Annotated in this window: 25 protein-coding genes; 6 read left to right on the top strand and 19 right to left on the bottom strand. The window is 51.7% G+C overall.

What is annotated here, in order from left to right:
- Window positions 1-2: 2 nt before the first annotated feature.
- Genes ftsE through A1332_RS11380 form a run of 4 tightly spaced genes read right to left on the bottom strand, consistent with a single transcriptional unit; the run spans window position 3 to window position 3,971 of the window.
- Entirely contained in the window at window positions 3-659 is a 657-nt protein-coding gene (ftsE, locus tag A1332_RS11395; protein ID WP_064008604.1) for a cell division ATP-binding protein FtsE, read from the bottom strand.
- 19 nt (window positions 660-678) lie between these two features.
- On the bottom strand, window positions 679-2,643 hold the full coding sequence (ftsY, locus tag A1332_RS11390) for a signal recognition particle-docking protein FtsY (RefSeq protein WP_064008603.1): 1,965 nt from the start codon (window positions 2,641-2,643) through the stop codon (window positions 679-681).
- A 4-nt stretch (window positions 2,644-2,647) separates the two neighbouring features.
- Window positions 2,648-3,184, bottom strand: a complete 537-nt coding sequence (locus A1332_RS11385; protein ID WP_331709873.1) for a hypothetical protein — start codon at window positions 3,182-3,184, stop codon at window positions 2,648-2,650.
- Between the two features lie 43 nt (window positions 3,185-3,227).
- On the bottom strand, window positions 3,228-3,971 hold the full coding sequence (locus A1332_RS11380; RefSeq protein WP_064008601.1) for an SURF1 family protein: 744 nt from the start codon (window positions 3,969-3,971) through the stop codon (window positions 3,228-3,230).
- 85 nt (window positions 3,972-4,056) lie between these two features.
- Here A1332_RS11380 and A1332_RS11375 point away from each other — a divergent pair, with 85 nt between their 5' ends.
- The gene (locus tag A1332_RS11375; protein ID WP_064008633.1) at window positions 4,057-4,317 is read left to right on the top strand and encodes a twin transmembrane helix small protein; all 261 of its coding nucleotides are present in this window, start codon (window positions 4,057-4,059) and stop codon (window positions 4,315-4,317) included.
- A 63-nt stretch (window positions 4,318-4,380) separates the two neighbouring features.
- On the opposite strand, the gene A1332_RS11370 is transcribed toward A1332_RS11375, so the two are convergent.
- The 10 genes from A1332_RS11370 to bioB all read right to left on the bottom strand — a co-directional run bounded on the left by A1332_RS11370 (window position 4,381) and on the right by bioB (window position 13,853).
- Window positions 4,381-5,256 carry a cytochrome c oxidase subunit 3 gene (locus tag A1332_RS11370; protein WP_064008600.1) on the bottom strand — a complete coding sequence of 292 codons (876 nt, stop codon included), beginning with the start codon at window positions 5,254-5,256 and terminating at the stop codon, window positions 4,381-4,383.
- 11 nt (window positions 5,257-5,267) lie between these two features.
- Window positions 5,268-5,810 carry a cytochrome c oxidase assembly protein gene (locus tag A1332_RS11365; protein ID WP_064008599.1) on the bottom strand — a complete coding sequence of 181 codons (543 nt, stop codon included), beginning with the start codon at window positions 5,808-5,810 and terminating at the stop codon, window positions 5,268-5,270.
- Between the two features lie 155 nt (window positions 5,811-5,965).
- Window positions 5,966-7,582 carry a cytochrome c oxidase subunit I gene (gene ctaD, locus A1332_RS11360; protein WP_020482134.1) on the bottom strand — a complete coding sequence of 539 codons (1,617 nt, stop codon included), beginning with the start codon at window positions 7,580-7,582 and terminating at the stop codon, window positions 5,966-5,968.
- A gap of 53 nt (window positions 7,583-7,635) precedes the next feature.
- Window positions 7,636-8,766: a cytochrome c oxidase subunit II gene (gene coxB, locus A1332_RS11355; protein WP_064008598.1), complete on the bottom strand. Its 1,131-nt coding sequence runs from the start codon at window positions 8,764-8,766 to the stop codon at window positions 7,636-7,638.
- Between the two features lie 252 nt (window positions 8,767-9,018).
- Entirely contained in the window at window positions 9,019-9,414 is a 396-nt protein-coding gene (locus tag A1332_RS11350) for a bacteriohemerythrin (RefSeq protein ID WP_020482136.1), read from the bottom strand.
- Between the two features lie 54 nt (window positions 9,415-9,468).
- Window positions 9,469-10,164 (bottom strand): dethiobiotin synthase, encoded by a 696-nt coding sequence (gene bioD / locus A1332_RS11345; RefSeq protein ID WP_064008597.1) that lies wholly within the window; start codon window positions 10,162-10,164, stop codon window positions 9,469-9,471.
- A complete protein-coding gene (gene bioC, locus A1332_RS11340) occupies window positions 10,161-10,949 on the bottom strand; it encodes a malonyl-ACP O-methyltransferase BioC (protein ID WP_064008596.1) in 789 nt (262 codons plus the stop codon). The genes bioD and bioC overlap by 4 nt, the downstream gene beginning before the upstream one ends.
- On the bottom strand, window positions 10,946-11,707 hold the full coding sequence (gene bioH / locus A1332_RS11335; protein WP_064008595.1) for a pimeloyl-ACP methyl ester esterase BioH: 762 nt from the start codon (window positions 11,705-11,707) through the stop codon (window positions 10,946-10,948). Before bioH ends, bioC begins: the two co-directional genes overlap by 4 nt.
- Window positions 11,704-12,864, bottom strand: coding sequence for an 8-amino-7-oxononanoate synthase (gene bioF, locus A1332_RS11330; protein WP_064008594.1), 1,161 nt, complete (start codon window positions 12,862-12,864; stop codon window positions 11,704-11,706). Before bioF ends, bioH begins: the two co-directional genes overlap by 4 nt.
- Complete coding sequence (bioB, locus tag A1332_RS11325) at window positions 12,864-13,853, bottom strand: biotin synthase BioB (protein ID WP_064008593.1); 990 nt, start codon at window positions 13,851-13,853, stop codon at window positions 12,864-12,866. The genes bioF and bioB overlap by 1 nt, the downstream gene beginning before the upstream one ends.
- Window positions 13,854-13,921: 68 nt before the next feature.
- Here bioB and A1332_RS11320 point away from each other — a divergent pair, with 68 nt between their 5' ends.
- Entirely contained in the window at window positions 13,922-14,623 is a 702-nt protein-coding gene (locus A1332_RS11320) for a ComF family protein (protein ID WP_064008592.1), read from the top strand.
- A 9-nt stretch (window positions 14,624-14,632) separates the two neighbouring features.
- Here A1332_RS11320 and A1332_RS11315 read toward each other — a convergent pair whose 3' ends face one another.
- Window positions 14,633-16,255 carry an AAA family ATPase gene (locus A1332_RS11315; RefSeq protein WP_064008591.1) on the bottom strand — a complete coding sequence of 541 codons (1,623 nt, stop codon included), beginning with the start codon at window positions 16,253-16,255 and terminating at the stop codon, window positions 14,633-14,635.
- Between the two features lie 234 nt (window positions 16,256-16,489).
- Between A1332_RS11315 and A1332_RS11310 the strand changes: the two genes are divergently transcribed.
- From A1332_RS11310 to A1332_RS11295, 4 genes are all read left to right on the top strand, one after another.
- Window positions 16,490-17,026, top strand: coding sequence for a flavoprotein (locus A1332_RS11310; protein ID WP_064008590.1), 537 nt, complete (start codon window positions 16,490-16,492; stop codon window positions 17,024-17,026).
- A complete protein-coding gene (locus tag A1332_RS11305) occupies window positions 17,023-18,417 on the top strand; it encodes a DUF6513 domain-containing protein (RefSeq protein ID WP_064008589.1) in 1,395 nt (464 codons plus the stop codon). The genes A1332_RS11310 and A1332_RS11305 overlap by 4 nt, the downstream gene beginning before the upstream one ends.
- Before the next feature lie 172 nt (window positions 18,418-18,589).
- Window positions 18,590-18,952: a NifB/NifX family molybdenum-iron cluster-binding protein gene (locus A1332_RS11300; protein ID WP_064008588.1), complete on the top strand. Its 363-nt coding sequence runs from the start codon at window positions 18,590-18,592 to the stop codon at window positions 18,950-18,952.
- Complete coding sequence (locus A1332_RS11295) at window positions 18,949-19,320, top strand: hypothetical protein (RefSeq protein WP_064008587.1); 372 nt, start codon at window positions 18,949-18,951, stop codon at window positions 19,318-19,320. Before A1332_RS11300 ends, A1332_RS11295 begins: the two co-directional genes overlap by 4 nt.
- An 8-nt stretch (window positions 19,321-19,328) precedes the next feature.
- Here the strand turns inward: A1332_RS11295 and A1332_RS11290 are convergent, their stop codons facing one another.
- The 4 genes from A1332_RS11290 to A1332_RS11275 all read right to left on the bottom strand — a co-directional run bounded on the left by A1332_RS11290 (window position 19,329) and on the right by A1332_RS11275 (window position 23,052).
- Window positions 19,329-20,405 (bottom strand): PA0069 family radical SAM protein, encoded by a 1,077-nt coding sequence (locus A1332_RS11290; protein WP_064008586.1) that lies wholly within the window; start codon window positions 20,403-20,405, stop codon window positions 19,329-19,331.
- Between the two features lie 119 nt (window positions 20,406-20,524).
- On the bottom strand, window positions 20,525-21,286 hold the full coding sequence (locus A1332_RS11285) for an ABC transporter permease (protein WP_064008585.1): 762 nt from the start codon (window positions 21,284-21,286) through the stop codon (window positions 20,525-20,527).
- Window positions 21,283-22,260 carry an ABC transporter ATP-binding protein gene (locus tag A1332_RS11280; protein WP_064008584.1) on the bottom strand — a complete coding sequence of 326 codons (978 nt, stop codon included), beginning with the start codon at window positions 22,258-22,260 and terminating at the stop codon, window positions 21,283-21,285. The genes A1332_RS11285 and A1332_RS11280 overlap by 4 nt, the downstream gene beginning before the upstream one ends.
- A 384-nt stretch (window positions 22,261-22,644) precedes the next feature.
- The gene (locus A1332_RS11275; RefSeq protein WP_231890271.1) at window positions 22,645-23,052 is read right to left on the bottom strand and encodes a flagellar basal body-associated FliL family protein; all 408 of its coding nucleotides are present in this window, start codon (window positions 23,050-23,052) and stop codon (window positions 22,645-22,647) included.
- Between the last annotated feature and the right edge of the window lie 40 nt (window positions 23,053-23,092).

Genomic DNA, 23,092 nt, shown 5'->3' with positions numbered 1-23,092 from the left:
CGTCAACTCGCAACCAAATGGCCTTTATCGAGTGTCAATACTCGATGGCCGAGATGATTAATCAACTCTATATCGTGGCTGGCTATCAACACCGTCACCCCGACTTGCTTGAATTGCTCGAACATGAACATCACTTCGGCGGACAGATCAGGGTCCAGGTTACCGGTCGGCTCGTCGGCCAGAATTAATTTAGGTTTATTAACTATGGCTCGGGCGATACCCACGCGCTGTTGCTCACCACCGGACAGCGCCAAGGGATGTTTTTTTTCCTTACCCAACAACCCGACCTTATCCAAGGATGCCCGCACCCGCCGCGCCACTTCCTGATGGTTATACCCAGACACCACCAACGGCAAGGCCACGTTATCGAATACCGTTCTATCGTTCAGCAATTTGTAATCCTGAAAAATCAGGCCCAAATTGCGGCGCATATAAGGAATCTTCCGCTCGCCGATGCGAGTAATATCCTGACCGTCCAGTGATACGCTGCCGCGCGTGCATTGTTCCATCATCGCGATCAACTTCAGCAAGGTACTCTTGCCGGCGCCGGAACGGCCGGTTAAAAATGCCATTTCGCCGCGATGCAAGTGAAAACTGACATCGGTCAAGGCCTCACCGGCATCGGGATAGCGTTTGCTTACGTGTTCGAATCTCAACATGGGATCAGTCTATTACGCGTCATTCTTGAACAAATAAGGCATCGACGAAGTTTTGCGCATTGAAGTCCTGTAAATCGTCAATCTGCTCGCCCACGCCGATAAACCGAATGGGGATATGCAGTTGATTGGCCAGCGCGAAAATAATCCCGCCCTTGGCGGTACCGTCCAGCTTGGTTAAGGCGATGCCGGTCAATTCCACTGCTTCGTTGAATAGTTTAGCCTGCGACAGAGCATTTTGCCCGGTGCCGGCATCCAGGATCAGCAATACCTCGTGCGGCGCCGACTCGTCCAGTTTGGTCATGATGCGTTTGATTTTTTTCAACTCGTCCATCAGGTTGGACTTGGTATGCAACCGTCCGGCGGTGTCAGCTATCAGTACATCCACCCCTTTGGCTTTGGCGGACTGCAAGGCATCGAAAATCACCGATGCGGAATCCGCGCCGGTGTGCTGCGCCACAACTTGAATATCATTACGTTCGCCCCAGGTCTGCAACTGCTCGACTGCCGCAGCCCTGAAGGTATCCCCCGCAGCCAGCATCACGCTATGGCCTTGTTGTTGCAGGCGTTTGGCCAGTTTACCGATCGAAGTTGTCTTGCCGGCACCGTTAACACCTACCACCAGAATTACGAACGGCCCATCCTGCTTGGGAATTTGCAGCGGCAAACTGCAAGGCTCCAGCATCGCTAATAAGTTTTGCTTCAAGGTCTGGCTTAACACCTGACCATCTCTAAGTTGATCACGCTCTAAACTATCGGTCAGTTGTTTAATCAATTGCGTGGTGGTTTCGATACCCAAATCAGCCATCAATAACTGGGCTTCTATATCCGCCAACAACTCCTTGGTAACCGCTTTTTGCCCGAAAGCCAGACTGCTCAGCACACCGCCAAGACCAGTTCTGGTTCTTTTCAGCTGGGTGGTCAAACGCAGATATAAAGAATCTTCTCTGCTGACCTGTGGTTGTTCCGGCGCCTGTTCAGCTGAAACAACCTCATCAGCTTCAAAGCTTAAGATTTCGTCTTCAGCGCCTGTGCTGTATCGGCTATAAAACAAAATTCCCAGCAAGGGCAACATCAACAAGGCCGCGAACGCATTGTGCGCGACAGCCAAAGCCAATGGAAGCTGGTACTTGACGCTAAAAATCCCCAGCGCGATCTGCACCAATAACAGCATACTGAGAATATTTCCCGCCAAACGTACCGGTTTTGGATAACGTTCCGAAGTAGCGGACAACATTAAGGCACTTAAGACCAGGAAAGTAAAAGCCGCCAAAACCCGATGCAGCGCCTGAATCGCCATTTTCGCATCGGCCGACAGACCGCTGTCTCTGAACAGATCCAAAATGCTCAGATAATCGGCGCCCGGCAACCATTCGCCGTTGCAGCGCGGAAAATCGCTACAGGCCAACCCGGCATAGTTGCTACTGACCCAGCCACCCAGCACTATCTGCCCCAGTAACACCAGTATCGCCAAACCGGTAAATACTACCGGACCGGAACGAACCGGCCTTAGCGAGGCAGCCGGATTAAGTCGTAAATAACTCCAGCCCAGCGTCCAAAACGTGAAAAACCCCAGTAACAGATGCGCCGTTACGACACCAGGTCGTGTGCCGGATGTCACCGCCCACATGCCTAAACCGGCTTGCCCGACTATCAACAGCAATACCAAGGTGGTCAGCATCACTGCGGGCGCTCGGGGCTTTTCCCTCCACGCCAGTCCAAACCAAACCAACACTAATAACGCCAAGCCGCCAGCCAAATAGCGATGCGCCATCTCTTTCCAGGCTTTTGCGGTATCCAAGGCATACTGCGGAAATCCTACGGCAGCGTCGGCTTTAAATGCCGCGCTGTCGCTGACGAATGCTTTGCCGTAACAGCCAGGCCAGTCCGGGCAACCCAAACCGGCGTGCGTGAGCCGGACATAAGCGCCGACGAGTATGACGAGCAGCGCCAAAAACGCGCAGCACAGAGTTAATTTTCTGAACATATTTCTAACCGATTTGTGAAATTCTGAGTAATTTGCTTAAGTCGCTTTTGACTTGATAAGGGTCGTAACCTGGGGCGTATTGCATCATCAGATTCCCAAGTGGATCCATGATGATCAGCATTCCCTCTGGCAAAGGCTGCACGCTTAATTGCTTTAATTTTTCCTGCAGCGAGACGGCTGGCAAGGCTTTTAATAAACGCCCGTCATCGCGCCATTCGGCCGGCAACTGATAAGTTTTATCGAACAGCACCGCCAAGCGCCGAATCCGGGCAATATCCTTACCCATCATTAATGTCAGTTGATTAGTTTTATACAAGGCATCGCGACATGTTTCCTCGCAATTCTTCGGCACCGGATTGACTAAAACCCAGTGGCCTTTCAACTCCAGCATGTTTTGCGCGGAAAATGTATCGTAGCCGGAAAACTCGTCAACAGAGGTTACTTGCGGCGGACTAATTAGCGCACCATTGTTGGTGCCAAGCTTAACGATGTCCGGATTTTTCGCCAAAAACCATGCAAACCCAAAGGGCACAATGGACATGGCAAATATCACTATGATCGTGATGCGGTTTTTTTTATATTGATTATCCACGGGGTATTTTTCGACTACTAGTCCAAACAAATAGGGCTGTTAATGTCAGCGCCAAACCGAACCATTGTACTGCATAGGCTCTATGTTTTTCAGGCGGGATTGCGACAGCAATCTTCCATTGCCGTTGATAACCCTCGGACTGGGCCGGGTCCAGTTCGATCTGATAATCAGCCAACGCATACCCCAATTTATCCGCCAAGAGTTTGCTATCTAAAACTTGCACCCTGACCGGCCATGCTTCCCCTGGAATTTCCGCACCTTTTAATTTCAGACCAGGCTCCGGAAAACGGTTGATTCTGCCTCGTACTTGCTGAGCGACCATGCTGATACTGATGTCCGGCAAAACGTCACGGGAGACGCCTAAAGCGACCCAGCCGCGGTTAACCAATATGCCAGGCTGACCGCCGTCGGGCAAAAACGGTGTTAAAACCAGATAACCGGGTTTACCGTTCAGCATTTGGTTATCAATCAAAATCTGATGCACAGCATCATAATGGCCGCTGACTAAAACGGGCCGATAACGTAAAGCATCACTATCGATTCCGGTTTGCAGAGTTAAATCCAAGGCTTCAGCGTTGCTGGCCTCTTGCTGTTGAGCTAACAAAATCGTCTTCTGCTCGCCTCGACTCAGCTGCCACAACCCCAAACTGCACAACAAGCCGAATAACAGCAGGTATCCGCCCAATGCCGGTAGCGAACAACGGAATTCGATACCGCCCGTAGTCAATTTGATCATATGTGAAAACTCCAGTATGAATATGCGCTATTGGCAAGCGTACCCGAATCGCCGAGAATGCAGGTTTTTATTTATTAACGCCGCCATGCTCATCAAAACGCTCACTATCGTCGCATTCCTGGCCATCGTCATCAGTCTTGGTTCCGCGCTGTTTCATATTGTCAAACACAAGGAAGACAGCGATTCGGCAAAGACTGCCAAGGCGTTGACCATGCGGATCGGCCTATCGCTGGCTTTGTTCATTCTGCTGTTCATCGCCTACGCCAGCGGGATGATCCAACCCCACGGCATTGCTGCGCGCATGCATGCCAATCAAAACCCGCCAACAGCAACTTCAACCCCATAAGAGCCGACAAAAAAAAAGCGCGATCTGCACAGACCGCGCTTTTTCCGGTGTAGTAGATCGGTGTTACATCATATAAACAAACACGAACAGACCCAACCAAACCACGTCAACAAAATGCCAATACCAAGCCGCCGCTTCAAAGGCAAAGTGGTTTTCCGGGGTGAAATGACCTTTCCAGCTTCTGAACAACACCACGGATAAAATAATCGCACCGACACAAACGTGGAAACCGTGGAAACCGGTCAACATGAAGAAGGTTGAACCATAAATACCGGAACCCAGTGTCAGACCCATTTCGTGGTACGCTTCGTAATACTCGGTTGCTTGAAATCCCACGAACAAAAAGCCCAAACCAACAGTAGCGATTAAACCTTTGATCAGTTGGTCGCGGTTTTTCGCCAACAGGCCATGATGTGCCCAGGTGCAGGTTACGCCACTAGACAACAGCAATAGCGTATTCAGGAACGGTAAACCAAAAGCGCCCATCGGCTCGAAATCGCCGCCTACTTTGCCCGGACCGTTAGTCGGCCAAACCGCTTGGAAGGCAGGCCATAAAGTATCGTGTGTCGAACGGCCCGGTCCACTTGGAAGACCGGTTTCACCCAACCAAGCCACCGATAGATTACGCGTATACCAGAGTGCGCCAAAGAAAACGGCGAAGAACATGACTTCGGAAAAAATGAACCACATCATACCCATCCGATAGGAAATACCGACGCCATGGTTGTACATACCGGATTCGCTCTCGGTGGATTGCAACGCAAACCACAAACCCAGCATCACCAAAAAAATTACGAAACCCGTCAGCATCATCCCGGAACCTATCGACGAACCGTTCAAATGATTGGCAAAGCCGGCCAGCGTCATCATCAAGCCGCCGGTAGCCAAAACCGGCCACACGGCTTTATGCGGTATGTAATAACTATCGTGTGTAGACATATCCTTCCCCTCTATTTTTTACTGATGTTAGTGTTATCAAAAAAAGTGTATGCAAGCGTGACGGTCTTATAGCGTTCGGGTAACGTCGGTTCTACGACGAAACGGACCGGCATGGTTTTTTCTTCGTTCGCAGCAAAGGTTTGTTCGGTAAAGCAAAAGCACTGGGTCTTTTTAAAAAACTCTGCGGCCAGGCCCGGCGTAATACTGGGTATGGCTTGGGCAATCATCGGCATGTTAGTGGTATTTTTGGCATAAAAATTAACCGTGTAGTATTCACCCGGATGCACTTTCATGCTTTTCACTTCTGAGCGAAACAGCATCGGAGTGGACTCGTTTAAGGACGTGAGAAACTCTACTGTCACTTCCCTACTTTTATCCACCTGATACGCCGTTTCTTGAACGGCTTGACCTTCAACCTTACCGTTCAAGCCGGTCAAATCGCAAAGCACATCGTAGAGCGGCACCAGAGCATAACCAAAACCAAACATGGCAATTGCGACAAGCGCCAATTTACGGACTAACTTGGTATTTTTTTGCCCAATATCCTCGCTCATTGCGAGATAGCCTTAATGACCGCAAATACGTATATCGTGAAGGCCACCGCAAACAACACCAAAGCCGTCAAAATGTTTTTCTTTTTTGTATCCATTTATTTACCCGATAGGCCATGTCAAACGACATGGCCCATTTCAGTCACTCATTTCAAGCCTTAAAAATGCTCGGTAGGGATTCTCGCCGGCGGCGTGCTGAAGGTGTGATAAGGCGCAGGCGAAGGCACGGTCCATTCCAGACTGTGTTTGCTGGCATCTTCCCAAACCTCGTCGCTCACTTTTTCGCCGGTTCCACCACGGATGGTATCGATGACGATGTACACAAACAACAATTGGCTAAAACCGTAGATGAACGCACCAATACTGGACACCATATTCCAATCAGCAAATTGAATCGCATAATCGGGAATACGACGCGGCATGCCAGCCAGACCCAAGAAATGTTGCGGGAAGAACAATATGTTCACCGAAACGGCTGACAACCAAAAATGCAGTCTGCCGATTTTCTCGTTGTACATATTGCCGGTCCATTTAGGCAGCCAGAAATAACCGGCAGCCATCAGGATGAAAATAGACGCTGGCACCAAGGTGTAATGGAAGTGGGCAACGATGAAATACGTGTCGTGGTATTGAAAATCCACCGGTGCTACCGACATCATTAAACCGGTAAAACCGCCCATGGTAAACAGCACCACAAACGCAATCGAAAACAGCATCGGCGTTTCGAAAGTCATGGAGCCTTTCCACATGGTTGCGGTCCAGTTGAACACTTTTACGCCGGTCGGAATCGCGATCAGCATGGTGGCATACATAAAGTACAACTCACCCGCGACCGGCATACCCACGGTAAACATGTGGTGAGCCCAAACGATAAAAGACAAGAACGCAATCGCACCGGTCGCATACACCATAGAGGCATAACCGAACAGGGGTTTACGCGCAAACACCGGAATGATGGTAGATGCCACGCCGAAAGTCGGCAGAATCATCACATACACTTCAGGGTGACCGAAGAACCAGAAAATGTGCTGATACAACACCGGATCGCCGCCGCCAGCCGCATCGAAGAAGCTGGTATCGAAGAATTTGTCGGTCAGCAACATGGTTACCGCACCGGCAAATACCGGCATGATAGCGATCAACAAAAACGCTGTGATCAGCCAAGTCCAAACGAACAAAGGCATTTTCATCAAGGTCATGCCGGGCGCCCGCATGTTGAAAATGGTAGCGATCACGTTGATCGCACCCATGATCGAAGAGATACCCAGTAAATGCACAGAGAAAATAGCGAAAGGAAACGATTTACCGTTTTGAAAAACCAAGGGCGGATAAAAAGTCCAACCGCCCGATGGTGCACCACCTTCCATGAACAGAGTGCTGGCCAACAACAATACGCCGGCTACCAACATCCAGAAGCTCATGTTGTTCATCCGCGGCAAGGCCATATCCGGGGCGCCGATCATCATCGGAATCATCCAGTTGGCCAAGCCGACGAACGCCGGCATGACGGCGCCGAACACCATCACCAAGGCGTGCATGGTTGTCATCGAGTTAAAGAAGTTGGGATCGACAAATTGCAGACCAGGCTCGAATAATTCGGAGCGAATGACCAAGGCCATGGCACCGCCGACAAAAAACATTATCAGGCCAAATACCAGATACAAGGTGCCTATATCTTTATGATTGGTGGTAAATATCCACCGTAAAACGCCCTTTTCGGGGCCGTGATCGTGGTGATCGTGATGATCATCATGTTCAGCTACGACAGCAGTCATACTTTATACCTCAGCAAAAATTAGAAAATGAGTTCATTGCGAAAATCAGTGAATTACTCATCATCGTCCCATTTAGGTGTGATTTTATTAGGCTGAATCTCATCACCCACGTTGTTACCCAATGCCGGCGCGTTTCTGATGTAAGTAATCAGCTCGGCCAATTCGTCATCCGGCAATTTTTTGAAGGCCGGCATTTTGCTCGTACCTGCCTGAATAAAACCAATCAGCTGATCCATATTGCCGGTGACTTTCTCGCTGCCTCTCAACGCGGGGAACCAGCCGGAGATACCGTTACCGTCGATCTGGTGGCAAGCCACGCAGTTTTTCAGATAAACAGACTCACCTTTTGCCATCAGCGTATTGCGGGTTTGGTCGCTCAAGTCAGGCTTCTGATTTTGCTTATCCAAAGTCGCTTTAACCCAGGCATCGTATTGATCTTGCTCCATCGCAATCACCACCACCGGCATGAAACCGTGGTCGCGGCCGCACAACTCGGTACATTGACCGCGATAAGTGCCGGGTTTGTCGACATAAGTCCAAGCTTCGTTAACGAAACCGGGGTTAGCGTCCTTTTTCCAGCCCAGATCCGGAACCCACCAGGAGTGAATTACGTCGGCAGCGGTAAACAGAAAGCGGATTTTCTTGCCGACCGGCACAACCAGCGGTTTGTCAACGTTCAACAGATAGTTGGGTACGTTATGAGGATCCATTGTGCTGACCCGGTGGGTTTTTTCGCTGGCCTCGTCTAAATGACTTTCGAAATGCACGCCGCTATCCAGGTATTCGTATTCCCAATACCATTGTTTACCGGTGACTTTGATGCTCATCTCGGAGTCCTGCACCTTGTCCAGATCGATAACGGCTTTGGTGGCAGGAATCGCCATACCCACCAGAATCAGCGTGGGAATGATGGTCCAGATAATCTCGACAGTCGTATTCTCATGAAACTGCTCGGCTTTATGACCCTTTGATTTACGATGATGATAAATCGAGTAAAACATAGTGCCGAATACCGCGATCCCAATAAACACACAGATCCATAGAATCAGCATGTGCAAATCGTAAAGCTCGTTACTGAGTTGCGTCACGCCCTTCATCAGGTTGAGTGTATAGTCCGCATGCGCAGTCCCCAGGCCTAAAGCCATCAAGACCAGACAAGCGAGCAGTTGCTTTGTTTTCTTCACGGAGCAGCCTCCCCATTAGTAGTTATAAACTTGTATGCGTTATATCTTCGTAATATCGTCGCACGACATCAAACGCGCGAACAATTCCATTTACTGATAATTATCATAAATTAACTGGGCAATTTTAACCCATGACTCACCCACAAACCAGAAGAGGTTTTCCCGTTTGTAAAAAATACACATAAAAAAGGCTTGGGAGCATCACTGCTCGCAAGCCTTTTGTTGCATATTAGAGACAGATTTATGCTGTCATTACTTCAATGCGTCCGCATAAGCCATGTCGAATTTCGGAATGTGATTATCCAACCAGCCTTTTACCAATTGACCTACGTCCTCTGTGACTTCCGCTTCGCCAGCATGGAATTTTTTCTGCAAATCCGCGCAGATACCGATCAATGCTTCATGCTCGGCTTTATGACGATCATAACCGCCAAAGCCTTTGGCAACCATTTCCCTTTCTTCGTGAGCAAAGTGATCGACCACGTAGGTAATCAATGCATCCAGCGAAGCGCCAACAGTAGCGCGCGCCGCGCCGCCCGTGGCCTCATCGTACAGTTTATTCAGCAAACCGAACAAGGTTTGATGTTCTTGGTCGGCAAATCCGACATTCGTGCCATACTGAGCCGCAGTCCAAGTAATTAAAGCCATATAACGTCTCCTGGTTGTTTTTGTAATGGAGTCGTCATTTTGAACATCTGTTAATCATTTTTTTTGATGTACATCAACTTTTTGCCAGTTTGGTAAACTCAAGTTCGTCGCCAAAAGCTCAAAGTCGGCAGCAGCCAAAAACGGCAGAACACCCAACAGCCGTGCCTCTATCACTTCGTGCAAAAACGCCAGATTGCCATCGAAACCGGGCATCTTAGGGTCAATTTGCACCGCAACCCAACCGGCACAAGACAAACCGGCGTGGCGTATAGCCGCCATCGTCAAGCGCGCGTGATTGATACAACCCAGCCTGACACCCACCACCAGAATCACCGGCAAACGCAAGGCTTGCGCAAGACCGGCATTGTCCAAAACACTGCTCAATGGCGAATACCAGCCGCCCGCACCTTCAACCAAAACCACATCAGCCAGCTGTTGTAATCGGATAAATCCATCCGAAATAACATCCATCGAAACCTCAACATCACCACAAGCCAAATGCGGAGAAATTGCCGCTTCAAAGGCATAGGGATTAATTTGCCGGTATGCCAGTGGCACTGAAGCGTATTGCTGCATCAGTAGCGCATCGGAATTTTTCAGCATGCCGTCTTGCCATTCGCAGCCGGCGGCTACGGGTTTCATCCCTACCACACTCAAGCCCTGCATTTGAAACCAGCGCATCAACGCAATAGTTGTCCAGGTTTTGCCGACATCCGTATCGGTACCGGTGATGAAGAATGCGGATTTCATGGCCTTGCCCTAACGAAAATAATTTCATAGCTGGCCACTATTTCGCCGTTTACCATGCTGCTTTCATACTGCCGTATCATTTGCTGCAATTGTGAACGGGTGGTGAGCCGCCGATTTCTGGCATCGCTGACATTATGTGCCCCAAGACCTTTTAGCTCTCGCATCAAAGCCTGCACCGAGGGGTAAGCTAAGCGATACATCACAGTTTCCACATCGACCCGCCCTAAGCCGGCGAGCGCCAGAAATTCGCAAATCTCTCCGACGCTATAAAAATCGTTAACATGAGCAAAATCGTCGACACCGGTCCAAGCTGCTTTCAACTCCTTTAAGGTTTCCGGACCGAAGGTCGAAAATACCAGTTGTCCCTCCGGTTTCAATATTCGCCGCACATCGGCAAACACCGCCGATAAGTCCTGACACCACTGCAAAGCCAGATTCGAATAAACCTGTTGCAGGCTGTTATCCGCAAACGGCAATTTTTCGGCATCGGCGCAGACATAATCGACCGGCAAATCGCGGTTATTCCGCCGCGACGCTTGCAGCATGGGCAAAGCAATATCCAATGCCAAACAAGACTGATCCAGACTGCCGCACGCCAAACACCGCGTCAAAAAGCCGGTGCCGCAGCCGACGTCCAGCACCCAACCCGGTGTGGGCTGCAATGGAAATTTTTCCAGCAAAGCCAATCCCACCTGGCGTTGCAATATCGCCGCCGAATCGTAGCTTTCGGCCGCAGCGGCAAACGAACGCCTGATTTTGGTTTTATCCAGCACGGCAAGACTCATTCAGCCGCAGCAACAATGTCGCATAACTGCTGGGCATGCGACAGAAACGGCACGTGTCCGGCATTTGCCAATACATGCAGTTTGACGCGCGAATTTAAAGTCTTTATCGATTGCCCGGTTTGCACCGGAATCAAAGTATCTTTATCGCCTTGCATCACCGTGATCGGACAACGCAAGCCCACTAAGGATTTACGTACATCACTGTTTTTCAGAATCTGCAAGCCGCCCTGCAAGGCATCGCGCGCCGGCGCATCGCACTCATGCACCGCCAAGCGCAATTGCTGCAACAATTGCCGGCTTTCTGGCAAACCTTGCACTTGCAAACCCAAAAAGCGTTGCAAGGTCAATTTCGTGTCATCGCTAAGCTGTGCGACGAAACCATCCAGCACTTCCGGCCTCACTCCCGGCCAATCGGCAGTCTTAACAAATTTAGGATTACCGGATAACAAAAACACCGACTCTACTCGCGCGGGGCAGTGCGCCGCCATATCCAAAGCAACTGTGCCGCCCAACGACCAACCTAACAGGCTAAAACGATTGACAGGGATCGCGTCAAATAAGGCAGAACCGATAGTTGGTAGATCGAATCGGTCCAATCCGGCGCTACGGCCATGCCCAGGCAAATCCAGGCAAATGACTTGCCGATGCCGAGCCAGTTGTCTGGCAAATTCGCGCCAGATCCCGCTATGCATCGCCCAGCCGTGCAGCATGACCAATGGTCTGCCTTGGCCATATATTTCTCTGTGAATGCCAGTCATGAAAAAGCCTTAGCCAATGCCGCCAACAAGGCATCGACCTGCTGTTCTGTGTGATTAGCAGAAAAAGTGATCCGCAAGCGAGCGCTGCCGGCCGGCACCGTCGGCGGCCGAATCGCGCTAACCCAAAACCCTTGCTCCAGCAAGCGCTGACTAGCCGCCACGGTTTGGCCGCTGTCGCCGATCAGAACTGGTTGAATCGCGGTAAAAGAGTCCATTAGTTGCAAGCCTTGTTGCTGCGCACCTTGTCGGAAACGGGCGATTAGATTTTGCAGCTGTTCACGGCGCCAGGACTCCACTTGCAGCAAACGCAGACTGGCGCGAGTCGCCTCAGCCACAGCCGCCGGCAGTGCGGTCGTAAACACATAACTCCGGGCTTTTTGAATCAACATCTCGATCAAGTCCTCGGAACCGGCCACAAACGCGCCGAAGGTCCCGAAAGCCTTACCCAGTGTGCCGATTAGGATAGGCACCTGGTTTTGACTCAAACCGTAATGCTCAACCACGCCGCCGCCATTTCTCCCCAACACGCCAAAACCATGAGCGTCATCGACCAGCAAACCGGCATGATGCCGTTCCGCCAACTCGACCATGGCCGGCAGCGGCGCCAAATCGCCATCCATGCTGAACACACCGTCGCTGACCACCATGGCCTTGCCGGCAGCATTCGACAGCTTGGCCTGCAAGTCTTGGACATCGGCATGCCGATAGCGCTGAAAACGTGCCCGCGACAGCAAGCCGCCGTCCAGCAGCGAAGCATGATTCAAGCGGTCCTCCAATACCGTATCACTGCGTCCCAGCAGAGCAGAAATTACACCTAGATTCGCCATATAGCCGGTAGAAAACAGCAAGGCCCTATCGCGTCCGGTAAACGTAGCCAACTCGTCTTCCAAGGCATGATGCGCATTACTATGTCCGCAGATTAAATGCGCGGAACCGCTACCGACGCCGTAACGATCGACGCCGGCCTTAAACGCCGCCTTCACCTCCGGATGATTAGCCAATCCCAAATAATCGTTGCTGCAAAAATTGATCAGCTGCCGTCCATCGGCATTCAGCATAATATCTTGCGGGCCAGCGACAACGCGGCGGTGGCGATACAGATTATCCTGCTCCAGCCGCCGCAATTCACCGGCGAAGTCGTAGAAAGCGTTGACCATTAAGCGTAACTTGATCCGCCCATCCGCACACCCAAACGCTCGAACAACTGCTGGTCGTGGTTGGTCATCGGATTATCGGTGGTCAGCAGCTTGTCGCCGTAGAAAATCGAATTGGCGCCGGCCAGGAAACACAAAGCTTGCATCTCGTCGCTCATCGCTTTGCGGCCAGCCGACAAGCGCACCCGCGATTGCGGCATCAGAATCCTGGCGACAGCGATGGTGCGCACGAAGACAATAGGATCCAGCGCTTCAGTGCCGTGCAGCGGCGTGCCTTCGACTTGCACCAACATGTTGATTGGCACGCTTTCCGGATGCTTAGGCATATTCGCCAGTTGCAACAGCAATTTCGCGCGGTCGGTTGCCGATTCGCCCATCCCGATAATCCCGCCGCAGCAGACGTTGATACCGGCATCTCGCACCCGCTCCAGCGTATCCAGGCGGTCTTGATAGGTCCGGGTGGTAATGATTTCGGAATAATAGTCTTCCGAAGTGTCCAGATTGTGGTTGTAATAATCCAGGCCGCCGTCTTTTAAGGCTTGCGTCTGTTTATCGCTGAGCATACCCAATGTCACGCAGGTTTCCATACCCAGCGCCTTCACGCCCTGCACCATTTCCACGACTCTCTCGATGTCCCTGTCCTTCGGACTACGCCAGGCCGCGCCCATGCAAAACCGCGATGCGCCCTGCTCTTTGGCCTGCTGCGCGGCTTTTAATACTGCATCCACAGGCAACAGGGCTTCCGGATTTAAATCGGAATCGTAGCGTGCGCTTTGCGGACAATAACCGCAATCCTCGGAACAGGAACCGGTCTTGATGCTCAACAGACTGCTAACCTGTACCTCGTTAGGATCGAAATACACTCTATGCACGCTTTGCGCCTGAAAAATCAGATCGTTAAACGGTAGCGCCAGCAAGGCTTCGACTTCGTGTAACTGCCAATCGTGACGGATGGTAGCCGCTGATTCCAAGGGTTTCTGGCTTGCAGACATTTTCTGATAATCTCCGAGTTTAAGGGCAACAGCGGCGCTAGCCGACTTATCAACCTATATTTAAAATTATGGTAAACAACTGGCTGAACATTATACAGAAGAAATTGCTGCCGCCACGTTGTGTGTTATGCGGAAGTCCGGGATATGCCGATTTGGATTTGTGCCTGGGCTGCTTGACCGACCTGCCGCGTAACCTGTCTTGCTGCTACCGTTGCGGAGAACACTTTGAAACTGCGATTGATGTCCCTCAATTATGCGGCCGTTGCCTGCAGAAATCGCCGGCCTTCGACGAGACCTATGCGCCGTTTTTGTACCAAAGCCAGATGCGCTATTTAATCGGCCAATTAAAGTTCGCCAACGATTATAAAAACGCCCGCTTAATGGCTGCCTTGCTCGCTGAGCATATTGCCGATAGTGCGGAGTTGCCGGATTGTCTGTTACCCGTACCGCTGTATCCCAAGCGCTATCGGGAACGCGGCTTCAATCAGTCGATAGAAATTGCCCGGCATTTGTCCAGACTGCTCCGCATTCCACTGGATTTACGCAGTTGTGTTCGCCAGCGCGACACCGGCCATCAAACCGGCTTACCGGCCAAGCAGCGCCGAAAGAACATGCGCCTGGCCTTCAAGGTTGTTAAGCCCCTGGCGTTTCAACACATTGCGATCATAGACGACGTGATGACCACCGGCGCTACCGCCTCGGCGCTGGCCGCTACGCTAAAACGAGCCGGGGTCGGCAAAGTTGATGTCTGGGTTTGCGCCCGCGCTTAAAGTACTACCTCAATTATCTCGGACGACCGAGGCTGCAAGGGGTAAACCGAAGTTTTGCGTGGCGTTGAGAGCAGTCAGCAACTTTTCCCGCCGCGAACCGAGCAATTGAAAGCCGTGCATCAGCATAGTGATTTCATCCTGCAAATTTTGTTGATCGACGCCCATGACATTTAAAGCCTCGACAGCGGATGCCAGCGCCAGTTCATGCTGACTTTGGTAAGGCCGCTTGAAACGCGCCTGAAAGCCGTCCCGCAATTTTTCCAGCAAGTCTTCGAAACGCTGTTCGGTGAACTCCTCTGCTTGCATGCGTTCCAGCAAGACCTGCTCGGCATCGAACACCTCTTCATGAAAGGACTGCCGATATGCCGCGCACAACTGCTCCACCAAGTCTTTATGCTGTTCTCGCTGCCCTTGTAACTGTGCTACCAATCGGGCCGCGTTTTCTTCCAGGCTGAACATCGGCCGCTGATAACGCATTGCCTGCAAGGCTTCTAATGTGGTGACCAATTCGATTAGCCTGGGCTCGGCGTAGTTTTCGGTTTCCAGCCAGCGATAAAACAGCTGTTTGAAGGTATTCGGAAAACGGCCAAACTGCTCGCAGTAGGCTTCTACAAATTCGCCGGTAAACCGCTCCAGCTCCGGTTGATCGAGCAATTGATGTTTCATCGCCGACAACAGCCGCCGGCTCAACTCGCTGACACTAAGCTCCGTTTTATCGGCTGCAAGCCAGGAATTAACCGACGCAGTCGGTTCGCTTTCGGCAGTATCGGCCGCCGCATGCCTATACGGCGCGGGGGTTAACAAGGCTTGCCAGTAATCCGGCAGCCCGGTGCCGGCCGTTTCGCTACCGATGTGCTTGATAATATTATCTGCTAGCGCAAACAAACAACGGCTGCCCGGGGAATTGGCGGCTAAATCCACCACCGACATTTGCAAAGCCACGGATTTGGGCAGATTCTCGTCACGAATGACAAAGCCGCCGTACTCCACTTTCAGTTTCAAGCATTTTTCCGCCACGGCGGCAAAACGCCGATAGGTATCGGTCGCAGCCGGATAGTCGACGGCCTGATTAACCACTACCCGCAAGCTGCCCAAATACTGGCGGGCATTCAAGGTCTTCAGCAACGCAAACGCATCGGTTAGCGCCGCCGGATCACCGCTGACCACTAAAAACGTAGATTGCGCCAGCTCGATAAAGCGCAACACGGTTTCGGTATGGGTCGCGGCGGTGTCGATCAAAAAATAATCGAATTGCGCTTCCAGCTCGGTCAACGCTTCCGTCAGCTTAGTCATCTGCGCGGCAGAAACAGGTGTGCCACCAATTAAGCTTGCGGCGGACACCACGCCCACATCCTCGCCGGTCTTCAGCAAAACCTCAGCAATCGTTTTTTCGCCGCATAGCACCTGCTCCAAACGGTGCGCCGGCCGCAGCCCGAGTAATGTGTTGATATTTGACAGACCGGTATCGACGTCCAATACACAAACGCGCTTGCCGCGCATTGCCATCGCTGCCGCTACATTAGCCACCACACTGGTCTTACCGACCCCGCTCTTGGCACCGGCAAACACGATAATGTGCGGTTTTAATTGAGCGTCAGCGCTGTGCTGTTCTGAAAAATGTAAACTGTCCATCGTGGCAATGAAATAGGCTGTTTAAGGTCGAAAACCAATAATCTATCGGCAAACCAAGCCAGCCGAATTAAAGCAATATTGTAAGCCCAATCTTACAAATTCATGAACTCATACAACAAACCAGACTATCTATGTCGACGCATGAGCGACAGACAGGACCGTATCACCGACGAATGGTCGATTAGCCGCCGTCTTCACGTATAATGCCCCGTCCCCAAAACTAATGCATACACCATGACCACGCCGCGTCTCGCCTGGGCTATTACCGGCTCCGGACACTACATTGAAGAATGTCTTGAATTCATGCTGACGCTGGACAACGTCGATTTGTATTTGAGTCAGGCCGGCGAGGAAGTCTTGAAAATGTACGGCATTCGCCTGGACGACATCAAAGCCAAAATGCCGGTCTATCGCGATAAAGCCGCCTCCGCGCCGCCGGTCGGCTTGTTCTATAAGGGCTATTACCATACCTTCGTGATGGCCCCGACTACGTCCAATACCATCGCCAAATGTGTGCTGGGCATCGCCGATTCATTGGTGACCAACTTGTATTCTCAAGCCGGCAAATGCCGCGTGCCCAGTATCGTCTACCCTTGCGACACCATGCCGGAAATTGAAACCACCGCACCCGGCAAGAAAAAATTCATGGTCTATCCTCGCCCCATTGATTTGGAAGCCACCGACAAGATTCGCAGTTTCCCTTACACGCAGGTCGTCGATGATGTCGAGCAACTAATCTCTGCGGTCAAGGCCCGACTGGCCAGTCTATGACCGAACGTATCCTGTTCATCACCGGCCGACTGGCGGAGAAGCAAGTCCGGCAGGTATTGGAAAAAATGCAACCGGATTTCCAATACAAGGTTTACGTGATGGGCGTGACGGTGGCAGCGCTGATTACCAGCGACATGATCATCCGCCGCATGCCCGACGTGCAAGGCGCTGACCGGGTGATCTTACCCGGCCGCTGCCGCGGTGATCTGGAGGCGCTGGGCCAGCATTTTGGCGTGCCCTTCGAGCGCGGCCCGGAAGAAATCAAAGACTTGCCGCAACATTTCGGCATGGCCGCCCAGCATTACGACCTAAGCCAATACCAAACCAAGATTTTCGCGGAAATCACCGACGCGCCCAGCATCAGCGTCGAGGCAGTCATCGAGCGCGCCTACTACTATAAAGCCAACGGCGCGGATGTGATCGACATCGGCTGTCTGCCCGGCACGCCGTTTCCGCATCTGGCCGAGTGCATCCGCACCTTGAAACAAGAAGGCTTTACCGTCAGCATTGATTCCTTGGAAGACGCTGACTTATTGGCTGGCGGTCAGGCTGGGGCCGATTACATGTTGAGCCTGACTGCAAAAAGTTTGTGGATCGCCGACGAAATAGCGACCACCCCGATTCTGATTCCGGAAACACACGGCGACTTGAGCACGCTAGATAAAGCCATCGAAATCTTGAGCGCGAAGAACCGCGCCTTCATCGTCGATCCAATTCTGGACCCGATCCACTTCGGTTTCACCGACTCCATCGTCCGTAACCATGAATTCCGCCGCCGCTACCCGAACGTGGAAATGATGATGGGCGTAGGCAATCTCACCGAACTAACCCACGCCGACACCTCCGGCATCAACGCGATGCTGCTGGGGATTTGCTCGGAGTTGAATATCAACCATATTCTGGCCACCGAAGTGAGTAAACACGCGCGGCGGGCGATCAAGGAAGCGGACAGCGCAAGGCGCATTATGTATACCGCCAAGCAGCACAACACCTTGCCAAAGCACATCGCGCCGGACTTGCTGACTGTGCACGACAGCTCGCCTTTTTTGAATAGCCGCGAGGAAATCGAAAGTTTGGCAGCGGAAATCAAAGACCCCAGCTACCGCATTCAGGTCAGCAGCGACGGCATTCATGTGTTTAACCGCGATGGCTTGCATACCGCACAAGACCCTTTTGACTTATACCCCAAGCTACATGTCGAAACCGACGGCGGCCATGCCTTTTACCTGGGCGTGGAACTGGCCCGCGCCGAAATCGCTTGGCAGTTGGGCAAGCGTTTTACCCAGGATCAACAACTTAGTTGGGGCTGCGCCGCGCAGAGCAGCGAGCCGGTGGTGGATTTGCACACTTTCAAGCCGGCCGGCAGCACCTTAAAAAAACACGAAGACTAAGCCGTTTGTCAGCTGCGCTTGTCGTAAACTCGACAAATCTCCTATCCATTTCTATATCAGTCTCGCTACAAACCCACTAATCAAGCCTTAATTCATCTGGTATTGGTCTTGCTTGCGTTTAACCAAGCCTTAGCAAGAACCTATTAAATGAAATCTGAACAAACGAACACCCATGACTGAATTCCCGTTAAAACTGGCCGTTGCTACCAAAGACAACATTTCCATCAACGAGCATTTCGGCCACGCCAAGCAATTTTCGGTGTACAGCGCCTCGGAGGCCGGCTGCGAACTACTGGAAACCCGGGAAGTGGCCAATTACTGTCTCGGCCAGCATGCCGACGAATCCGCAATGCCCGGCATTTTGGAAACTATCAAAGACTGTTATGCGGTGTTCGTGGCGCGCATCGGCGATGGACCCACCGCAAAAGTTAACGCCATCGGCGTCCGCGCGGTATCCGAATATGCCTATGCCTCAGTCGAAGAATCCTTACTGGACTATGCCAAACGCACCGCTGCCGGCGAGGAGATCGGATGACATCCGAACACGTCCAACAATGGGTCAACAACCATCCACTAAGCCCCATTCACGTCGATTGCGCGGTGACGGTGATGCTGAAAATCATCGACGGCAAATGCAAAATGCGGTCGACCGAAAAAGTGGTGATGGCCTTGCTGTACGACTGCATCAAACACTTGCCGGGGCAAATTCTGGAAGCCGATTTACACCCTTTGATCGCGACCGCCCGCGTCAATGAAAATGACGAGGCCTTGAAAAACCTGATTTACGAAAAACGCTTGATGGCGGAAACCGCGATTTCCCGGCCAGTTATGAAAGCCTTTAAAGCCATGATCCGTGAGCAGGGTTTACTGGAACGCCGAGAGGAAGAAGAAACAGAAGCCTGACGCCAAGTTCAATCGAAAAAATCGAAACTCATCTGTCCGCCTAAGTTTGGCGGACGGAACAAATCGCTGCGTAGTGGTGGCAGTGAACGCGCCAAATCCAGCTGTTTAGTAATCAACTTGAAGCGCTGCGCCAGCAAATCGGCATAACTGCCGCTGCCCGTTTGACGTTGATGAAACGCCGCATCGTAGGCTTTGCCGCCCCTGCTATCCCGCACCCGGTTCATCACATGCTCAGCTTTTAATGGATAGTGTTGCGCTAACCACTCGGCAAACAACTCGGCGGTTTCCAGCGGCAGGCGCAGCAAAATGTATTGCACACTTTGCGCGCCGGCTTGGTGAGCTTCGCCGACGATGGCTTCCAACTCGTAATCGGTCAACACTGGAATGAGCGGCGCCACCATTATCCCAACCGGAATTCCCGCTGCTCGCAAGCGGGCGACTGTCTCCAAGCGGCGTTGCGGAGAGGCAGCCCGCGGTTCCAGAGTCCGCGCCAGCGTTCTATCCAACGTGGTAATCGACAGATAAACTGACAACAAACCTTGGCCAGCCATTTCCGCCAGAAGATCGATGTCGCGTTCAATCAACGCCGACTTGGTGACGATGCTGACCGGATGGCGGGTCTCTGCCAGCACTTCCAAAATCTGCCGCATGATACGCTGCTGTCGCTCCAGCGGCTGGTAAGGATCGGTATTGGTTCCCAAGGCCAGGGGTGCGCAGCGGTAATTGCGTTTCGCCAATTCCTCACGCAACAGGCGCGCGGCGTCGGGCTTCACCAGAATTTTGCTTTCAAAATCCAGCCCGGCGGAATAGCCCAAGTAGGCATGGGTCGGTCTGGCGAAGCAATAAATACAGGCATGCTCGCAGCCGCGATACGGGTTTATGGACCTATCAAACGGTATATCCGGCGAATCGTTATACGTGATCACCGATTTGCTGCTGTCGATGATCACTTCAGTCCGCAAGGGCGGCAGTTCTGCGTCCAAACTACCCCAACCATCGTCCTCAGCTTGCGTGCGCTGCTTTTCAAAGCGGCCAGCCGCGTTGCTGATACTTGCTCGACCCTTGTAAATCAATGGCTTGGTCATAGCATAATCAACAAACAGGAGAAAATTTTGGAAAAGGGATTGTACCCATCACACGCCAATCTCCAGATCACTGCTCAGAAGTAACCACCATGTTACCTGCCGACGTTCGGTTTTGCGCCTCAGCGTCTTATCTTGTAGCCGCTCTTGAATACCCACCAGACAAAAGTAAGGCAAACCATGAGAAAGCCGGAAATCATGCCAATGCTCACCGCAACATCCACATCGGCTATCCCATAAAAGCTCCAGCGAAAGCCGCTGATCAAATAGACCACCGGATTAAACAACGATATCTGCTGCCAGATAGGCGGCAACATGTTGATCGAATAGAACGCGCCGCCCAGAAAGGTCAGCGGAGTGACAATCAACATAGGTATAACCTGTAGTTTCTGAAAACTATCGGCCCACAAGCCGATGATGAAACCAAACAGACTGAAGGTCACGGCGGTCAGCAACAAAAAGCCTATCATCCACACTGGATGGGCGATCTGGTAGGGTACAAAAAAACGTGCAGTGCCCAGAATCAGCATACCCAACATCACCGATTTAGTGGCCGCCGCCCCCACATAACCGATCAACACTTCAATCCAGGATACGGGGGCCGATAGCAGTTCGTAAATCGTCCCGGCCCATTTGGGCATGTAGATACCGAATGAGGCATTGGAAATGCTCTCGTTTAGTAAACTCAACATCACCAAGCCTGGGATGATGTAAGCGCCGTAACCGATACTGTCGATGTCGCCCATCCGCGAGCCGATGGCTTTGCCAAACACAATAAAATACAGCGAGGTGGTCAATACTGGAGCAGCGACACTTTCCATTAAGGTACGGAAGGTGCGGGCCATTTCAAAACGATAAATCGCGCGAATGCCGTAAATATTCATGCCTGTGCCTCCATGGGCCGATGTACCAGGCTGACAAAGATGTCTTCCAATGAGCTTTCGCTGGAGCGCAAATCTTTAAACTCGATGCCGTGCTCGCCTAGCGCGCGCAACAACTCGGCAATGCCGGTTTCTTCCGTCTGCGTATCGAAGCTGTATACCAAGGCGTGACCGTCTTCGCACAGCGTTAGCGACCAATTGCTTAGCTCTGCCGGGATAATACTCATGGGCTGTCGTAACCTGAGGGTAAGCTGCTTCTTGCCGAGTTTGCGCATCAACACCTCTTTATCCTCCACCAGGATCAGCTCGCCCTTGCTGATCACCCCGATACGGTCGGCCATCTGTTCGGCTTCCTCAATGTAGTGCGTAGTCAAAATAATGGTAGTGCCCTGCTCTCGCAGTTCGCGGACCATCCGCCACATATCGTGGCGTAATTCCACATCCACGCCGGCACTCGGCTCATCGAGAAACAATATCGTCGGTTCATGCGACAGCGCCTTGGCGATCAACACCCTACGCTTCATGCCGCCGGACAACGCCATGATTTTCTCGTTACGCTTATCCCACAGCGATAAATCACGCAGGACTTTTTCCAGGTAAGTGGGGTTGGACGGCTTACCGAACAGGCCTCGACTGAATGTGACCGTGGCCCACACCGATTCGAACGCGTCGGTGTGCAGTTCCTGCGGCACCAGTCCAATAGCGGCGCGCGCCGCACGGTAGTCGCGGGCGATGTCGTGACCGTCGGCGATGATGCTGCCGGCAGTGGCGTTAACGATGCCGCAGACAATGCTGATCAACGTCGTTTTGCCGGCGCCGTTTGGTCCAAGCAATGCAAATATCTCGCCGCGCTGAATATCCAGGTTTATATTTTTTAGCGCTTGAAAACCGCCGGCATAGGTTTTATTGACCCCACGCACGCTAATGATCGGTATGGAACTCTCTGCGGATAGTCTTGCTGTGGGCGATTTATTCATGGATGAAGTCAAGGTTACGGGGTGGCGCAGGGGCACCAATCGTTTCACGGCTGGCGTTAGCAATCAAGCATGCAGCAATATTTGTTTGGTTGCTCACTGACTGAAAACCATCTCCTGTGCCCGGTCAGTAACAAGGACTTTAACCTGGTCAACAAAGCGTCCTTATAGACGCACTCATTCCGGCGGATTGCCGGAATTCAGGCTTCATGGATGATTCAGAGCCTAACATTCACGGCACAGGGTACCCGTTCTTGTGCTCTGTGGGTATCCGTGCGGCTAAAGCACTTAGCTGAATATTCTTGCTGATCAGGAAAGTTAAGGTGCAAAAAAAAGCTTGCATCGCTGCAAGCTTTTTTATTCAAGCCTATTGATTTATCACGATAGCTAATTGATCAAAAACTCCGAGAAGAAGACGTCGCGGAAACCATCGCTATTTTGAGTTTTGGTCAACAAATCGGTGATCAATTGTTTGGTCTTCATTCGTAGCGCTTCACGCTGTTCCATGGTTTGCAGGTCGGCGCTTTTCATGCCGCTCAGCATCATGATCATCTCATGCCGTAAAACCGGCATATATTTTTTGATTTTTTCGACGTGTTCGGCGCCTTCCGCCAGTAGTTGCACATTCAGCATCAAATATTTTTTAGGCTCGGCCAGATTGACGGTGAACTTAGGTTTCATCTCCACATACTCAATAACCGGACCTGCACTCTCGTCGGCTTTCTTCTCGCCGGAATTAGCCCAAGTCATCGTCGGCAACAGCATCAAACTGATCAACAAAATAAATGTTCGCACGGTTTCCTCATATAATGTGATGGTTAGACCAAAAGTATAT

The sequence above is a fragment of the Methylomonas methanica genome (assembly GCF_001644035.1).
GTDB lineage: Bacteria > Pseudomonadota > Gammaproteobacteria > Methylococcales > Methylomonadaceae > Methylomonas > Methylomonas methanica_A.
Note: the sequence above shows the minus strand (reverse complement) of the source record. Positions and strands in the feature narration are given on the sequence as shown.

Coding starts and splice junctions, on each gene's coding strand:
- bioC (WP_064008596.1), bottom strand. CDS start 10,949: ATGAGTCTTGCCGTGCTGGATAAAACCAAAATCAGGCGTTCGTTTGCC.
- A1332_RS11300 (WP_064008588.1), top strand. CDS start 18,590: ATGACTGAATTCCCGTTAAAACTGGCCGTTGCTACCAAAGACAACATT.
- bioD (WP_064008597.1), bottom strand. CDS start 10,164: ATGAAATCCGCATTCTTCATCACCGGTACCGATACGGATGTCGGCAAA.
- A1332_RS11280 (WP_064008584.1), bottom strand. CDS start 22,260: ATGAATAAATCGCCCACAGCAAGACTATCCGCAGAGAGTTCCATACCG.
- A1332_RS11385 (WP_331709873.1), bottom strand. CDS start 3,184: ATGTCCATTGTGCCCTTTGGGTTTGCATGGTTTTTGGCGAAAAATCCG.
- ftsY (WP_064008603.1), bottom strand. CDS start 2,643: ATGTTCAGAAAATTAACTCTGTGCTGCGCGTTTTTGGCGCTGCTCGTC.
- A1332_RS11375 (WP_064008633.1), top strand. CDS start 4,057: ATGCTCATCAAAACGCTCACTATCGTCGCATTCCTGGCCATCGTCATC.
- bioB (WP_064008593.1), bottom strand. CDS start 13,853: ATGTCTGCAAGCCAGAAACCCTTGGAATCAGCGGCTACCATCCGTCAC.
- A1332_RS11310 (WP_064008590.1), top strand. CDS start 16,490: ATGACCACGCCGCGTCTCGCCTGGGCTATTACCGGCTCCGGACACTAC.
- A1332_RS11295 (WP_064008587.1), top strand. CDS start 18,949: ATGACATCCGAACACGTCCAACAATGGGTCAACAACCATCCACTAAGC.
- ctaD (WP_020482134.1), bottom strand. CDS start 7,582: ATGACTGCTGTCGTAGCTGAACATGATGATCATCACGATCACCACGAT.
- A1332_RS11350 (WP_020482136.1), bottom strand. CDS start 9,414: ATGGCTTTAATTACTTGGACTGCGGCTCAGTATGGCACGAATGTCGGA.
- A1332_RS11290 (WP_064008586.1), bottom strand. CDS start 20,405: ATGACCAAGCCATTGATTTACAAGGGTCGAGCAAGTATCAGCAACGCG.
- A1332_RS11315 (WP_064008591.1), bottom strand. CDS start 16,255: ATGGACAGTTTACATTTTTCAGAACAGCACAGCGCTGACGCTCAATTA.
- bioF (WP_064008594.1), bottom strand. CDS start 12,864: ATGGTCAACGCTTTCTACGACTTCGCCGGTGAATTGCGGCGGCTGGAG.
- ftsE (WP_064008604.1), bottom strand. CDS start 659: ATGTTGAGATTCGAACACGTAAGCAAACGCTATCCCGATGCCGGTGAG.
- A1332_RS11365 (WP_064008599.1), bottom strand. CDS start 5,810: ATGAGCGAGGATATTGGGCAAAAAAATACCAAGTTAGTCCGTAAATTG.
- A1332_RS11305 (WP_064008589.1), top strand. CDS start 17,023: ATGACCGAACGTATCCTGTTCATCACCGGCCGACTGGCGGAGAAGCAA.
- bioH (WP_064008595.1), bottom strand. CDS start 11,707: ATGACTGGCATTCACAGAGAAATATATGGCCAAGGCAGACCATTGGTC.
- A1332_RS11285 (WP_064008585.1), bottom strand. CDS start 21,286: ATGAATATTTACGGCATTCGCGCGATTTATCGTTTTGAAATGGCCCGC.
- A1332_RS11370 (WP_064008600.1), bottom strand. CDS start 5,256: ATGTCTACACACGATAGTTATTACATACCGCATAAAGCCGTGTGGCCG.
- A1332_RS11380 (WP_064008601.1), bottom strand. CDS start 3,971: ATGATCAAATTGACTACGGGCGGTATCGAATTCCGTTGTTCGCTACCG.
- A1332_RS11320 (WP_064008592.1), top strand. CDS start 13,922: ATGGTAAACAACTGGCTGAACATTATACAGAAGAAATTGCTGCCGCCA.